The organism is Kitasatospora sp. NPDC033851 (assembly GCF_055576085.1).
This window is the reverse complement of record NZ_JBVIRL010000013.1, coordinates 229,974-243,374: the sequence shown is the minus strand read 5'-3', so window position 1 is coordinate 243,374 and position 13,401 is coordinate 229,974. Positions and strand designations below refer to the sequence as shown.

Sequence of the window (13,401 nt, the reverse complement as noted above, 5' to 3'; positions counted from 1 at the left end):
CCGATGGTACTGCAGGGGGGACCCTGTGGGAGAGTAGGACGCCGCCGAACAATCTTTCAGAAGAACCCCCATCCGGATCCCGGATGGGGGTTCTTTGCATTTCCGGGCCCATCCACGAGAGTCACGAGGGGCACAAGAGCCACGAGGGTCCGGAGGGATGGGCCAAAAAATCTTGGCCGGCGGTGTCGAGAACCCGTGGCGGGCTCCGTCCCCGGGGTGAACGCGACCACAATGGGTCGCAACAGCACCGAGGGAGAAGCACGATGGCCAAGTACCTGCTGCTCAAGCACTACCGAGGCGCCCCGGCTGCGGTGAACTGCACGCCGATGGACCAGTGGACGCAGGAGGAGATCTCCGCGCACATCCGGTACATGCAGGACTTCGCGGCCCGGCTGGAGAAGACCGGCGAGTTCGTCGACGGCCAGGCGGTCGCGGCCGAGGGGACGTGGGTCCGGTACGACGGCGAGGGCCGCCCGCCGGTCACCGACGGCCCGTTCGCGGAGACCAAGGACCTCATCGCCGGCTGGATGGTGATCGACGTCGACAGCTACGAGCGCGCCGTCGAGCTGGCCGGGGAGCTGTCGGCCGCGCCCGGGGCGGGCGGGAAGCCGATCCACGAGTGGCTGGAGCTGCGTCCGTTCCTGGCCGCGCCGCCGACCATCACGGAGTGACCTCCCGATGAACGAGGCCCTGCTTCGGAGCCTCACGCCGAGCGTGCTCGGGATCCTCGTCCGCCGCGGAGCAGACTTCGCGGCGGCCGAGGACGCCGTGCAGGAGGCGCTGGTGGAGGCGGTCCGCGTCTGGCCGGTCGACCAGCCGCGGGATCCGAAGGGCTGGCTGGTCACGGTGGCCTGGCGTAAGTTCCTCGACGCGGCCCGGTCGGACACCGCTCGCCGTCGGCGTGAGGACCTGGTCGACCAGGAGCCGGAGCCGGGGCCCGCGGCGGAGGCGGACGACACGCTCCGGCTCTACTTCCTGTGTGCCCACCCGTCGTTGACGCCGTCGTCCGCGGTCGCGCTCACCCTGCGGGCCGTGGGCGGTCTGACCACCCGCCAGATCGCCGAGGCCTATCTGGTGCCGGAGGCGACCATGGCCCAGCGGATCAGCCGGGCCAAGCGCACCGTCTCCGGTGTGCGGCTCGACCGGTCCGGTGACCTCTCCACCGTGCTGCGCGTCCTCTACCTGGTGTTCAACGAGGGCTACGCCGGGGACGTCGACCTCGCCGCCGAGGCCATCCGGCTCACCCGGCAGCTCGCGGCCGCGATCGACCACCCCGAGGTGGCGGGGCTGCTGGCCCTCATGCTGCTGCACCACGCCCGGCGGGCCGGCCGGATCGCGGCCGACGGCGCTCTGGTGCCGCTGGCCGAGCAGGACCGCGGCAGGTGGGACACCGGGTTGATCGCGGAGGGCGTCGAGATCCTGCAGGCGGCCCTCGCCCGCGACCGGCTGGGCGAGTTCCAGGCCCAGGCCGCCGTCGCGGCGCTGCACGCCGACGCGCAGACCGCCGAGGAGACGGACTGGGTGCAGATCGTCGAGTGGTACGACGAGCTCGTGCGGCTGACCGACAGCCCGGTCGTCCGGCTCAACCGCGCGGTGGCGGTCGGTGAGGCGGACGGTCCGCGCGCCGGGCTGGCGGCGCTCGCCGAGCTGGACGACTCGCTGCCCCGCCACGCCGCGGTGGCGGCGTACCTCCACGAGCGTGACGGTGACCCGGGGACAGCGGCGCGGCTGTACGTCGAGGCGGCGCACAAGGCGTCCAACCTCGCCGAGCGCGACCATCTGACGCGTCAGGCGGCCCGGCTCAACGCCGGGTTGGATGCCCGTCAGTGACGCTGAGAGTGCCGGCCGGGGCGAGCGGGTCAGAGGCGGCCGGCCGCCTTCAGCGCCAGGTAGGTGTCGGCCAGGGCCGGGGCGATCCGCGCGGGCGGGGCGTCGAGGACGGTGACGCCGTGGCGGGTGAGGCGCTCGGCGGTGGCGCGGCGGTCGGCGCGGGTCTGCTCGGCGGCCGCGGCGCCGTAGACCGCCTCGACGGTGCCGCGGCCGGTGGCGAGGAAGTCCAGCTGCGGGTCGGCGACGGAGGCGAGGACGACCTCGTGGCGCTTGGTGAGCAGCGGCAGCAGCGGGCGCAGGCCGTCCTCGACCGGGGCCGCGTCGAGGCCGGTGAGCAGGACGATCAGCGAGCGGTGCGGCGCCATCTTGAGGGCGGTGGAGACCAGCGAGCGCATGTCGGTCTCGTGCAGCGCGGGTTCCAGGCCGGCCATCGCGTTGGTGAAGGCGGGCAGCACCTCGTGGGCCGAGCTGCCGGCCACGGCGACGCGCTTGTGGGCGTCGTGGGCGAGCAGGTCGACGCGGTCCCCGGCGCGGGTGGCGAGGGCGGTCAGCAGCAGGGCCGCGTCGAGGGCGGCGTCCAGGCGGGGGGCGTCGCCGACGCGGCCGGCCGAGGTGCGGCCGGTGTCGAGGACGACGAGGATGTGCCGGTCGCGTTCGGGGCGCCAGGTGCGGACGGCGACGGTGTTGCGGCGGGCGCTGGCGCGCCAGTCGATGGAGCGGACGTCGTCGCCGGGCAGGTACTCGCGCAGGGCGTCGAACTCGGTGCCCTGGCCGCGGGTCAACACCGAGGTGCGGCCGTCGAGTTCGCGCAGGCGGGCGAGCCGGGAGGGCAGGTGCTTGCGGCTGGCGAACGGGGGGAGCGCCCGGACCGTCCAGGGGACCAGGTGCGAGCCCTGCCGGGCGGCCAGGCCGAGCGGGCCGAGCGAGCGGACCGTCACCCGGTGGGCGTGGTGGTCGCCGCGGCGGGTCGGGGTGAGCACGGTGACGGTCCGGCGCCGTTCGCCGCCCGGGATGGTCAGGGTGTGCCGGGAGGCGGCCTCGGCGGTGCCGGGGCGCCAGGCGGACGGGGCCCAGGCGTCCCGGACCAGGGCCCGGAGGAGGTGTCCGGACGGGTTGGTGACGGTCAGCTCGACCGAGGCGGGCTCGCCCAGCCGGACGGTGGTGTCGCCGCCCCGCTCGAACCGCAGGCCGCGGACGGGGGCGGCGAGCACCAGGTCGGCCACGACGGCGAGCAGGACCGCGCCGGTGACCAGCCAGATCCCGGCCGCAGACGGCAGCAGCAGGCCCACGACGAGCGCGCCGAGCGCGGCGAGCAGGGCGGTTCGCCCGGTGAGGGCCATGCGGTGCGCTCCTTCGGAGACCCGTCGTCCGCAGACCCGCGACGCCAACGGGCGACGGACAGCGGGCGACGGGAAGCGGGCGGCGGATCGGCTGGATCGGGCGGATCAGCGGGGTGCGGGCGTCTGGGCGAGGACGGCCTGGATGACGGAGTCGGCGGTGACGCCCTCCATCTCGGCCTCGGCGCGCAGCGCGACCCGGTGCCGCAGGGTGGGCAGGGCGAGCGCCTTGACGTCGTCCGGGGTGACGTAGTCGCGGCCCGCCAGCCAGGCCCAGGCCCGCGAGGCGGCGAGCAGGGCGGTGGCGCCGCGCGGGGAGACGCCGATGGACAGCGACGGGGACTGCCGGGTGGCCCGGCAGAGGTCGACGATGTAGGCGAGGACGTCGGGGGAGACGGTCAGCTTGGCGATCTGCGCGCGGGCGGCGGCGAGGTGCTCGGGCCCGGCGACCGGGCGGACGCCGGCCGCGGCGAGGTCGCGGGGGTCGAAGCCGGCGGCGTGTCGGGAGAGGACCTGGAACTCCTGGTCGCGGTCGGGCAGCGGCAGGACCAGCTTGAGCAGGAAGCGGTCCAGCTGGGCCTCGGGCAGCGGGTAGGTGCCCTCGTACTCGACCGGGTTCTGGGTCGCGGCGACCATGAACGGCACCGGCAGCGCGCGCGGCTCGCCGTCCACCGTGACCTGGCGCTCCTCCATGGCCTCCAGCAGGGCGGCCTGGGTCTTCGGAGGGGTGCGGTTGATCTCGTCGGCGAGCAGCAGGTTGGTGAAGACCGGGCCGGGCTGGAAGGAGAACTCGGCGGTGCGGGCGTCGTAGACGAGCGAGCCGGTGACGTCGCCGGGCATCAGGTCGGGGGTGAACTGGATGCGCTTGGTCTCCAGGCTGAGCGCGGTGGAGAGGGTGCGGATCAGCAGGGTCTTGGCGACGCCGGGGACGCCCTCCAGCAGCACGTGGCCGCCGCACAGGAGCGCGACCACCAGCCCGGTGACGGCGGCGTCCTGGCCGACCACGGCCTTGCCGATCTCGGCGCGCAGGGCGGTCAGCGCCGCCCGCGGGTCGGTGCTGCCGGGGGTGGCGGTCGCCGTGCCGGGAACGGCGCGGAGCTGGGCGGTTGCCTGGTCGGTCACGGGTTCCGGACCTGCCTTTCGAGGGTGTCGAGGTCGTCGGCGAGCCGCAGCAGCGCGGCGTCGTCGGTCGGGGGCGGGCCGTACAGCAGGGCCCGGACGTCCCCGGCGGGCCGGTCGGGGAGCCGGTCGGCCACGGCCGCGCAGAACGCTTCGGGGTCGGGCACGCCGGCCTGGAGCGGGACGCCCAGGGCCGGGGCGAGACGGTGGGAGGCGGCGCGGCGCAGGGCCTCGGCGGCGCGGCCGCGGGCCTTGGCCCGCCGGTAGAGGCGGGCGCGGCCCTCGGTGGTCTCGGACGCGCGGACCACCACGGGCAGGTCCTCGCTGACCACCGGGCCGAGCCGGCGGCCGCGCCAGAGGGCGGCGAGTACGGCGGCGACGACGAGCTGGTAGTAGGCCCAGTGCCAGCGGCTCGGGATGAAGGCGTCGAAGCTCTTGGGGCGGGTGTCCTCGGCGAGTGGGGCGGAGTAGTCCGGCAGGTGCCAGGTGAGGCGGGGCTGCGAGCCGAGCAGGCCGAGCGCGAGGGAGGCGTCGCCGTCCTTGGCGAGCTGCTCGTTCTGCAGGAAGGCGCCGCTGCCGAGCACGATGACCTCGCCGCCGTCGACCGGGGTGGAGACCAGCGGGTAGCCGTGGCCGCGCGGGTAGCAGCCCTCGCCGCGGCTGCCGCTGGTGTAGAGCATGCCGCCCAGGTGGGCGCTGCCGGCCCGGGCGGCCTCGATGAGCGAGCAGTCCGCGGGGGCGCTGCGGACGGTGGCGTACGGCAGACCGCCGTCCTCCTCGGACAGCCGGATGCCGGGGGCGAGCGCCGAGAGGGCGGCCGGGCCCGGGGTGATCAGGACGAGCCGCCGGTGCCGGGCGGCCGCGATGGCGCGCAGCTGGGCGGGGTCGAGCAGATCGGGTTCGGGCAGCACGAGGGTGTCGGGGCCGGCCGGGCCGGCGGTCGGGTCGGTGGTGAACTCGGCCTTGAGGCCCTGGTGTTCGAGCAGCGCGACGACGGCGTGGGCGCCGTTGCGGTCGTACGAGCGGGGGTCGAGCGGCGGGTAGCGGTGGTCCTGGCCGAGGGAGGTCACGGCGACGGCGCCGATCAGCAGGGCGGTGAGGAAGGCCAGGTACCAGCGGGCCCGGCGCCACAGGCCGCGCGGGGTGGGGGCGAGGCTGGTCAGGGCGGCGCCGGAGGGCGCCTCGGCCACGGGCGGCGGCGCGGGGACGGTGGCGGTCATGCCGTTCCTCCCGAGGCCGGGGGCGAAGCCGAGGCCGGAGTAGAGGCCGGAGCCGGAGTCGGAGCCGAGACCGGGGCAGCCGCCGCCGGGTTCGGCGCGAGGACCGGGCGGGAGCGTTCCAGCGTCCGGTCGAGCTCGTGCAGCAGCCGGTACGCGGCCTGGTCGGCGGCGCGTTCGCCGTACGCGATGTCGTCGAAGGTCCGGGCGGCCGCGGACAGCGCGGCGGCGTGCTCGGGCAGCGCCCGGCCGGCCTCGGCGGCGGCCTCGTCGGCGGTGCGGCCGGGGCGGGAGTCGAGCAGGGTGCGCTCCTCCAGGCCCCGTACCAGGGCGCGCATCTGCTCGCGGACGGCCTCGGCCCAGCGCCCGGCGGCGGCGTGCTCGGCGGCGTCCGCCCGGTACTGCGCGGCGCTGCGCGGACCCTCGACGCCGTACACGTCGCCGATGGTGCGGGCGGCGCGTCGGGGCGCGCCGAGGCGCCACCAGAGGGCGGCGGCGATCAGCACGGCGACGATCAGGAAGAGCACCAGGCCGGTGGTGCCGTCGGTGCCGCCGCCGGAGATGCTGTCGAGCGCGCCCGATATGCGGTCCCAGAACCAGTCCGTGGCGCGTTGCAGGATCGACGGGTCGTGCTTGTGGTACTCGGCGTTGAGCAGCTCGTCCCGGGCGGCGTCGCGCGCGGGATCGCGCGGGACGGTGACCGGGGCGCCGCTCGCGGCGAGAAGCCTGTCCCCCCAGCTAGGCATGCGGCTCAGCGCCTCGCCGGCGTCTGGTCGGCCTGCTCGCCCCAGCCGGTGCCGCCGTACTCGGGCAGTCCGGCGGCGCGGGCGAGCTCGATGTCCAGGGCCTCGCGGCGGATCCGCTGGTCGACGTAGACCAGCACGCCGACGGCGGCCATGAAGGGAGTGGTGAGGGTGCCGGCGATGATCCCGGCGACGGCCATGACGGCCACCATCCAGGCGCCCTGCTGGGTCGTGTCGCCCAGACCCTGGCTGTCGAGGCTCTCGAAGCCCAGCAGTACGCCGATGAAGCGGAACGGGACGGCGATGACCACCGCGACGACCAGCGACAGCAGCTTGCTCACCAGGGTGATGCCGAAGACCCGCCACCAGGAACCGCGGACCAGGCGCCGCGAGCGCGACAGCGCGGTGACCACGCCCTGCTTCTCCAGCATCAGCGCGGGGGCGGCCAGGCCGAAGCGGACCCACAGCCAGGCGGCCACCGGCAGGGCCAGCAGGCCGACGAGGAACAGCAGTCCGGTGGTCGCGGGCTCGTTGGCGCCGCCGGCGCTGTAACCGATCAGCGGGGCGAAGCCGAGCAGGGCCACACCGGGGCCCATCAGGACGGTGAGCACGGTGAGTCCGAGCAGCTGCAGCATCCGCGGCCGGGCGTCGCGCCAGGCCTCCCCGGCGGTCGCGGAGCGGCCGAGGACGGCGCGGCTCACGACGATGGTGAGCAGCGCGGCGGCGAGCACGTCGAGCAGCAGTTGCAGCGGCAGGGCGGCCAGCAGTCGCAGGGTCTGGGTGGCGGCGCCGGTCTTGCCCTTGACGAGGAGGTCCACCAGGACGGCCCCGCCCTGGGCGACCACGGCGATGCCGAGCGAGAGGGCGAGGACCGTCCGCCACTGTCGGCGGACAGTACTGACGGCGCCGTCGAGCAACTCGCCGACTCCGAGCGGGCGCAGCGGGATGACGCCCGGCTTGGGGCTCTGCGGCGCGCCCCAGCCGTACGGGCGGTGGCCGCCGGGGGGCTGCTGCCCCCGCTGCGGCCGGCCGTACTGGTCGTACTGAGCCTGCTGGCCCTGCTGGGCCTGGTCGGTCCAGCCGGGGGTGGCCTGCGGTGGTGCCGACGGTCCGGGCACGGCGGCGGACGCGTCGACCGGGGGCCGGACGCCGTCGCGGGGTGGCTCGGACGAGCCGGGCGAGGCCCAGCCCGGAGTGTCGGTCATCACTGCTCCTCGAAGGGGCGTCGTGGGCGCGGCTCCGGACGGATCTTCCGCCCGCGCGCAGCGCCAATCGTGCCATGGGGCCGGAGCAGGCCCCATGGGGATCCGGTTGCTGATCGGCAACGGGGGGCCGCGGCGGGTCGGGCGGCGGGCCGCGGACGGTTCGGAGGTGCTCGGACGGGGGTCATTCGCCCGGTATGGCCGGAATTAGCCGGTCGGTGGAGTTGGCCGTTCTGGCGCATTGGCACTGCTGTGCGGCAGGTCACAATCCGGTAATGAGAGGATGGACGCATGAAGGGACGCGTCCTCGTCGTTGATGACGACTCCGCACTGGCCGAGATGCTCGGCATCGTGCTGCGTGGTGAGGGTTTTGAGCCGTTTTTCGTCGCGGATGGAGACAAGGCACTAGCCGCGTTCCGGGAGACCAAGCCCGACCTGGTCCTGCTCGACCTGATGCTGCCCGGCCGGGACGGCATCGACGTGTGTCGACAGATCCGGGCCGAGTCCGGCATCCCGATCGTCATGCTGACCGCGAAGACCGACACGGTCGACGTCGTGGTGGGCCTGGAGTCGGGTGCCGACGACTACGTCACCAAGCCGTTCAAGCCCAAGGAACTGGTGGCCCGGGTGCGGGCCCGACTGCGCCGTGCCGAGGAGCCGACGCCCGAGCAGCTGACCATCGGCGACCTGGTGATCGACGTGGCCGGCCACTCGGTGAAGCGGGACGGCCGGGGCATCCCGCTGACCCCGCTGGAGTTCGACCTGCTGGTCGCGCTGGCCCGCAAGCCCTGGCAGGTGTTCACCCGCGAGGTGCTGCTGGAGCAGGTCTGGGGCTACCGCCACGCGGCGGACACCCGCCTGGTCAACGTCCATGTGCAGCGCCTCCGGTCCAAGATCGAGAAGGACCCGGAGCGCCCCGAGATCGTGGTGACCGTCCGCGGCGTCGGCTACAAGGCCGGACCCAGCTGACGTGACGGACCGGGCTGACGAGACCCCGTCGGGTACCGCGACCGACGGGGCCGGGGCCGTGCGCGGGGACGTGCTGAGTTCGACCACCCGCCGCCGGCGCGGCCCGGCCGGCATGGTCGGACTGGCGAAGCGTCAGCTGCGCCGTCCCGCCCGCCGGGCGGCCGCGCTGTACCACCGGTCGATCCAGCTGCGCGTGGTCGCCGTGTCACTGCTGGCATCCATCGCGGTGGTCCTGGTGCTGGGCGTGGTCGTCGTGGCGCAGGTGCGCACCGGCCTGCTCGACACCAAGATGGACGCCGCCCGGGCGCAGGCCAGGATCGGCTTCCAGGTCGAGCAGAAGAAGATCGACGAGGCCAGGGACCAGAAACTGCGGGGCACCGCGGACCCGACCGTCGACGAGACCGGCACCTGGCTGCTGCGCCAGGTCAACGACCTGGCCGGGAGCGGGCAGACCGTCTACTCGGTGATCGCGATGGCCCCCGGCACCGGCGCCGTCGTCCCGGACACCGGCGGCTTCGCGCCGCGCTACTCGGGCGACATCCAGCCCAGCAGCATCCCGGACACCCTGCGGGCCAAGCTCGACTCCGAGCCCGGCCAGATGTTCGACCAGCCGACCCGGATCCACCGCTCGCCCGAGAGCGGCGGGAAGTCCGAGCCCGGGCTGGCCCTCGGCATGCAGTTCAGCGGCCCGGCCGGGTACAGCTACCAGATGTTCTACGTGTTCTCCTTCGGCCAGGAGACCGACACCCTCAACCTGGTCACCGGCACCCTGGCGACCGCCGGCGTGTTCGTGGTGATCCTGATGGGCGGCATCGCCTGGGTCGTGGTGCGCCAGGTGGTCACCCCGGTCCGGATGGCCGCCGGGATCTCCGAGCGGCTCGCCGACGGACGCCTGGAAGAGCGGATGAAGGTGACCGGGACGGACGACATCGCCCGCCTCGGGGAATCCTTCAACCGGATGGCCAACGCCCTGCAGGCGCAGATCCGCCAGTTGGAGGAGCTGTCCCGGGTGCAGCGGCGCTTCGTCTCGGACGTCTCGCACGAGCTGCGCACCCCGCTGACCACGGTCCGGATGGCCGCCGACCTCATCTACGACAGCCGCGAGGACCTGGACCCGATGGCGGCCCGCTCGGCGGAGCTGCTGCAGGGCCAGCTGGACCGCTTCGAGTCGCTGCTCGCGGACCTGCTGGAGATCAGCCGCTTCGACGCCGGAGCCGCGATCCTGGACGCCGAGCCGGTCGACCTGCGGGAGATCGTCGGCCGCGTGGTGGAGGCCGCCGATCCGCTGGCGCAGGCCAAGGGCAGCACCATCGTGATCCGCGGCGACGGCGAGCCGGTGCTCGCCGAGGTGGACTCCCGCCGGATCGAGCGCATCCTGCGCAACCTGGTGGTCAACGCGCTGGAGCACGGCGAGGGCCGCGACGTGGTGGTCCGGCTGGGCTCGGCGGACGGCGCGGTCGCGGTCGGCGTGCGCGACTACGGCATCGGCCTCAAGCCCGGCGAGGCGTCCCGGGTGTTCCACCGCTTCTGGCGGGCCGACCCGTCCCGGGTGCGGACCACCGGCGGCACCGGCCTCGGCCTGTCCATCGCCGTCGAGGACGCCCACCTGCACGGCGGCTGGCTCCAGGCCTGGGGCGAGCCCGGCGGGGGCTCGCACTTCCGGCTCACCCTGCCGCGCACCCGCGGCGGCGACATCTCCCGGGCGCCGTTCCGGTTGGAACCGGAGGACTCCCGCAACAACCGGGGCCTGGGCACGTACGGCACGCCGTACCGGCGGGCGATCAGCCCGGTCGGCTCGACGGCGCTGACCGCCACCGAGGAGCCCGCGGAGGCGCCGGACGGCGTCGGCGTCGGCGCCGGTCTCGGCAGCGGGCTCGGCGGGGTGCTGAACATCGGCCCCGGCCTCGGCCGGAGTCGAATGCCCGAGGGCCCGCGTTCGGACCCCTCGGACGTGCGGACGGCGGGAGCCGGTTACGGGGCGACCGGCGCCCAGGTCATGGTGGACCCGACGCCCGGACGGCCGTCGGTGGCACAGCGGACGGCGGAGCCGGACGTGACGGGTGGGACGGACGTGGAGGGGTCGCAGCGTGCGAGGGACGAGCAAGAGGACTGAGCCGCGGCTCCTCGCGGTGACCGGCGCGCTGCTCGCCCTGATGGCGAGCGGCTGCGCGGCCATGCCGGACTCCGGCGGCATCACCAGGGTGGAGCTGGGCCAGGGCTCGGCGGACAAGAACCTGCAGGCCAGGGTCTACCCGGTGGCACCCGGCAAGGGCGCCAAGCCGCACGAGCTGCTGACCGGGTTCCTGGACGCGGTGACCGCCGACGAGGGGTACGAGACCGCGCGCAAGTACCTCACCGAGAGCGCCGCCGTGGCCTGGAAGCCGGACGCCGGGATCCGGGTGCTCTCGTCCACGACCATCCCCAGCGGTCAGGACGTCACCGACGCCGACACCCTGGCCCCGGTGACCGTGACGGTGAGCGGACAGTTGGTCGCCGGCGTCGACGAGAAGCACTCCTACCTGCCGGTGGCCGGGCAGAACAACAACGTCTCCTCCGACTTCACCTTCGTCCGGGAGAAGGACGGCGAGTGGCGGATCGACAAGCTGCCGCCCGGCGTGATCATGAACGAGACCAACTTCCGGAACAGCTTCCGGCAGGTCGAGCGGTTCTTCTACACCGCGCCGGACCCGTCCGCGGTGGCCTCCGGCAACGTCGGCCAGGAGGTGCTGGTCGCCGACCCGATCTACCTGCGGCGCCGAATAGACCCGCTGACCTCGGCCGCCCAAGCGGTGGCCGACGGGCCCTCGACCTGGCTCTCGCCGGTAGTCCGGACGGCCTTCCCGAGCGGCGCCAAGGTCGACCGGGTGACCATCGACGACAGCCGGGTCGCCCACGTGCAGCTCGGCGCGGCGGACCTCGGCGAGCCGATGGCCTGCCGACGGATGGCGACCCAGCTCTTCTACACCCTCGCCGACCAGGGCAAGGGCCAGGTCGAGCGGCTGGAACTGAAGGGGCAGCGCGGCTCCTGCACCGCCAGCCGCACCGACGTGCCGGCCACCGGCCCCGGTGCCCTGGCCGGGCCGACGCCCGCGACCCAGTACTACCAGCGCGCCGACGGCGCCCTGGTGTCGACCGACGAGGGGCGCCCCGGCGACCCGGTCCACGGCGTCCTCGGCCGACCGCAGTCGAACACCAAGCCGCCGCTCGGCGCCATCGCGGTCAGCCGGGGCGGTGTCCAGGCCGCCGCGATCAGCGAGGACGGCCACCAGGTCTACTCGGTGCCGCTGGCGGACGCCGCGGTGACCCTGGGCGATCCGGTGCTCAGCTCGCCGGCGAAGTCCGGCGACAAGGAGGACGGCTTCGCCTCGCCCAGCTGGGACGGCCGCGGCGACCTCTGGGTGGTGGACCGCAACCAGCAGGGGCAGCGGGTGGTGATGGTGCGCGGCAACAAGCCGTACACCGTGCCGGTCGAGGGCCTGACCGGGCAGACCGTGCAGTCGCTGAAGATCTCCTCGGACGGTGTCCGGGTCGCCCTGGTGGTCAAGACCCCGGGTCTGGCCATCCGCTCGCTGATGTTCGGCCTGGTGGTGCACGGCGGCACCCCGCAGGCGCCGACGGTGAAGATCACCGGGCTGCGCCGGGCGGCCCCCACGCTCACCGACGTCGCCTCGGTGTCCTGGGCGGAGACCGACCAGCTGCTGGTGCTGGGCAAGGAGGCCGACCGGACCCAGCAGCTCTACTTCATCAGCACCGACGGGTCGCAGAGCACGGACACCCAGCTGCAGAGTGCCGAGAGCATGATGACCGTCGCGGCCTCCGAGTCCCGGGGGGACAGCCTGACCCAGGCGCCGCCGGTGCTCGCGATGGCCGAGGTCAAGCAGGCGGACGGCAAGCCGAGCGAGGTCAAGGCCTACCGCCTGGTCAACAACCAGTGGCGGGAGGCCCCGCTGATCGACAAGCCGCGGTCCTTCTTCTACGCGGGCTGACGCCGCGTCCGAGTGGGTTGACGCCGCGTCCGGGCGGACTGACGGGGCGGCAGCGGAGTCGGCGGAGTCGGCTGCGCCCGTGGTCAGCCCGTCGGGTGCACCGAGGCGGCCGCGACCGTGGCCGCGACCGTGGCGGCGGCCCGGGCCGGCAGGCCGGCGTCGGCCAGCGCCCGGGCGGCCTCGGCGAGGCTGGCCCCGGTGGTCACCAGGTCGTCCACCAGGACGGGGTGACGGCCCGCCAGGCTCCCCAGGCCCGTTCGGGCGCGGGGCAGCACGGTGAGCGCGCCGTGCAGGTTGCGGCGCCGCTCCACCGCGTTCAGCCCGGTCTGGTCGGCGACCGGACGGGCGTGCCGCAGCAGCGGCGCGGCCCGGGCGTCCAGGCCGGCCCGGCGCAGCGAGCGGGCGGCGGCCCCGGCCAGCCGCAGCGTCGGGTCGTGGCCGCGGGCGCGGACGGCCGCACGGGTCGAGGGCATCGGCACCAGCAGCAGCGGCGCGCCACCGGCCCGCGCCCCCAGGGCGGAGCGCACCGCCCGGCCGAGGGCCTCGCCGAGCGGGCCGACCAGTCGCAGTGCGCCGCGTTCCTTGTGCGCGAGCAGCAACTGCCGGACCGGGTCGGTGTACGGGGCGGCGGCGTGCGCCCAGGGCAGCAGGGTGGGGCCGGGCAGCGCGGTGGCCAGGACGTGTCGGCAGGCCGGGCAGAGCTGCGTGCGCTCGGTGCCGCAGCCGGCGCAGTTCGCGGGGAGCAGGACGTCCAGCAGCCCGGCCAGTGCGTGGCCGAACGGTCCGCGGGCGGACGGCGGACGGGTGGGGGAGGGACGCGGCGGCACGGCTGCTCCTGACGGCGACAGGCAGGCGACAGGCACGGGGAGTGAGCAAAGGATCCGCCGTATGGGGGGTGTTGTCCAGGTATTTACCCTTACTTCACTCGTGGGGGGGTAGACAGGGTGCAGCAGCTTGACAGCCCGCTCGCAGTATCGGGTCATACCCGCCTTCCCGCC

General features: G+C 74.6%; 11 protein-coding genes. 5 read left to right on the top strand and 6 right to left on the bottom strand.

All coding sequences use genetic code 11. From position 1 onward, the window contains the following. Positions 1-263 precede the first annotated feature (263 nt). Positions 264-671, top strand: a complete 408-nt coding sequence (locus ACZ51D_RS24770; RefSeq protein WP_360496693.1) for a YciI family protein — start codon at positions 264-266, stop codon at positions 669-671. A gap of 7 nt (positions 672-678) precedes the next feature. Beyond that, positions 679-1,830 carry an RNA polymerase sigma factor gene (locus ACZ51D_RS24765; RefSeq protein WP_465663543.1) on the top strand — a complete coding sequence of 384 codons (1,152 nt, stop codon included), beginning with the start codon at positions 679-681 and terminating at the stop codon, positions 1,828-1,830. A gap of 29 nt (positions 1,831-1,859) precedes the next feature. Here ACZ51D_RS24765 and ACZ51D_RS24760 read toward each other — a convergent pair whose 3' ends face one another. The 5 genes from ACZ51D_RS24760 to ACZ51D_RS24740 all read right to left on the bottom strand — a co-directional run bounded on the left by ACZ51D_RS24760 (position 1,860) and on the right by ACZ51D_RS24740 (position 7,451). Continuing rightward, the gene (locus ACZ51D_RS24760; protein WP_465663542.1) at positions 1,860-3,170 is read right to left on the bottom strand and encodes a DUF58 domain-containing protein; all 1,311 of its coding nucleotides are present in this window, start codon (positions 3,168-3,170) and stop codon (positions 1,860-1,862) included. Between the two features lie 105 nt (positions 3,171-3,275). Further along, the gene (locus tag ACZ51D_RS24755; RefSeq protein ID WP_465620305.1) at positions 3,276-4,289 is read right to left on the bottom strand and encodes an AAA family ATPase; all 1,014 of its coding nucleotides are present in this window, start codon (positions 4,287-4,289) and stop codon (positions 3,276-3,278) included. After that, the gene (locus ACZ51D_RS24750) at positions 4,286-5,506 is read right to left on the bottom strand and encodes a DUF4350 domain-containing protein (RefSeq protein WP_465663541.1); all 1,221 of its coding nucleotides are present in this window, start codon (positions 5,504-5,506) and stop codon (positions 4,286-4,288) included. Before ACZ51D_RS24750 ends, ACZ51D_RS24755 begins: the two co-directional genes overlap by 4 nt. Beyond that, complete coding sequence (locus tag ACZ51D_RS24745) at positions 5,503-6,249, bottom strand: DUF4129 domain-containing protein (RefSeq protein WP_465663540.1); 747 nt, start codon at positions 6,247-6,249, stop codon at positions 5,503-5,505. Before ACZ51D_RS24745 ends, ACZ51D_RS24750 begins: the two co-directional genes overlap by 4 nt. 5 nt (positions 6,250-6,254) lie before the next feature. Continuing rightward, positions 6,255-7,451 (bottom strand): DUF7847 domain-containing protein, encoded by a 1,197-nt coding sequence (locus tag ACZ51D_RS24740; protein ID WP_465620310.1) that lies wholly within the window; start codon positions 7,449-7,451, stop codon positions 6,255-6,257. A 288-nt stretch (positions 7,452-7,739) separates the two neighbouring features. On the opposite strand from ACZ51D_RS24740, the gene mtrA reads away from it, so the two are divergent. From mtrA to ACZ51D_RS24725, 3 genes are all read left to right on the top strand, one after another. Continuing rightward, positions 7,740-8,417, top strand: a complete 678-nt coding sequence (mtrA, locus tag ACZ51D_RS24735) for an MtrAB system response regulator MtrA (protein ID WP_030061806.1) — start codon at positions 7,740-7,742, stop codon at positions 8,415-8,417. Between the two features lie 112 nt (positions 8,418-8,529). Next, positions 8,530-10,530: an MtrAB system histidine kinase MtrB gene (gene mtrB, locus ACZ51D_RS24730; protein ID WP_360497224.1), complete on the top strand. Its 2,001-nt coding sequence runs from the start codon at positions 8,530-8,532 to the stop codon at positions 10,528-10,530. Continuing rightward, the gene (locus ACZ51D_RS24725; protein WP_465663539.1) at positions 10,505-12,403 is read left to right on the top strand and encodes an LpqB family beta-propeller domain-containing protein; all 1,899 of its coding nucleotides are present in this window, start codon (positions 10,505-10,507) and stop codon (positions 12,401-12,403) included. Before mtrB ends, ACZ51D_RS24725 begins: the two co-directional genes overlap by 26 nt. 83 nt (positions 12,404-12,486) lie before the next feature. Here ACZ51D_RS24725 and ACZ51D_RS24720 read toward each other — a convergent pair whose 3' ends face one another. Next, positions 12,487-13,230 (bottom strand): ComF family protein, encoded by a 744-nt coding sequence (locus tag ACZ51D_RS24720; RefSeq protein WP_465620314.1) that lies wholly within the window; start codon positions 13,228-13,230, stop codon positions 12,487-12,489. Between the last annotated feature and the right edge of the window lie 171 nt (positions 13,231-13,401).

Bases quoted from the DNA above. Each gene is read 5' to 3' on its own strand.
- ACZ51D_RS24745 (WP_465663540.1), bottom strand. From the start codon at position 6,249: ATGCCTAGCTGGGGGGACAGGCTTCTCGCCGCGAGCGGCGCCCCGGTC.
- ACZ51D_RS24750 (WP_465663541.1), bottom strand. From the start codon at position 5,506: ATGACCGCCACCGTCCCCGCGCCGCCGCCCGTGGCCGAGGCGCCCTCC.
- ACZ51D_RS24765 (WP_465663543.1), top strand. From the start codon at position 679: ATGAACGAGGCCCTGCTTCGGAGCCTCACGCCGAGCGTGCTCGGGATC.
- mtrA (WP_030061806.1), top strand. From the start codon at position 7,740: ATGAAGGGACGCGTCCTCGTCGTTGATGACGACTCCGCACTGGCCGAG.
- ACZ51D_RS24740 (WP_465620310.1), bottom strand. From the start codon at position 7,451: ATGACCGACACTCCGGGCTGGGCCTCGCCCGGCTCGTCCGAGCCACCC.
- ACZ51D_RS24760 (WP_465663542.1), bottom strand. From the start codon at position 3,170: ATGGCCCTCACCGGGCGAACCGCCCTGCTCGCCGCGCTCGGCGCGCTC.
- mtrB (WP_360497224.1), top strand. From the start codon at position 8,530: ATGGTCGGACTGGCGAAGCGTCAGCTGCGCCGTCCCGCCCGCCGGGCG.
- ACZ51D_RS24770 (WP_360496693.1), top strand. From the start codon at position 264: ATGGCCAAGTACCTGCTGCTCAAGCACTACCGAGGCGCCCCGGCTGCG.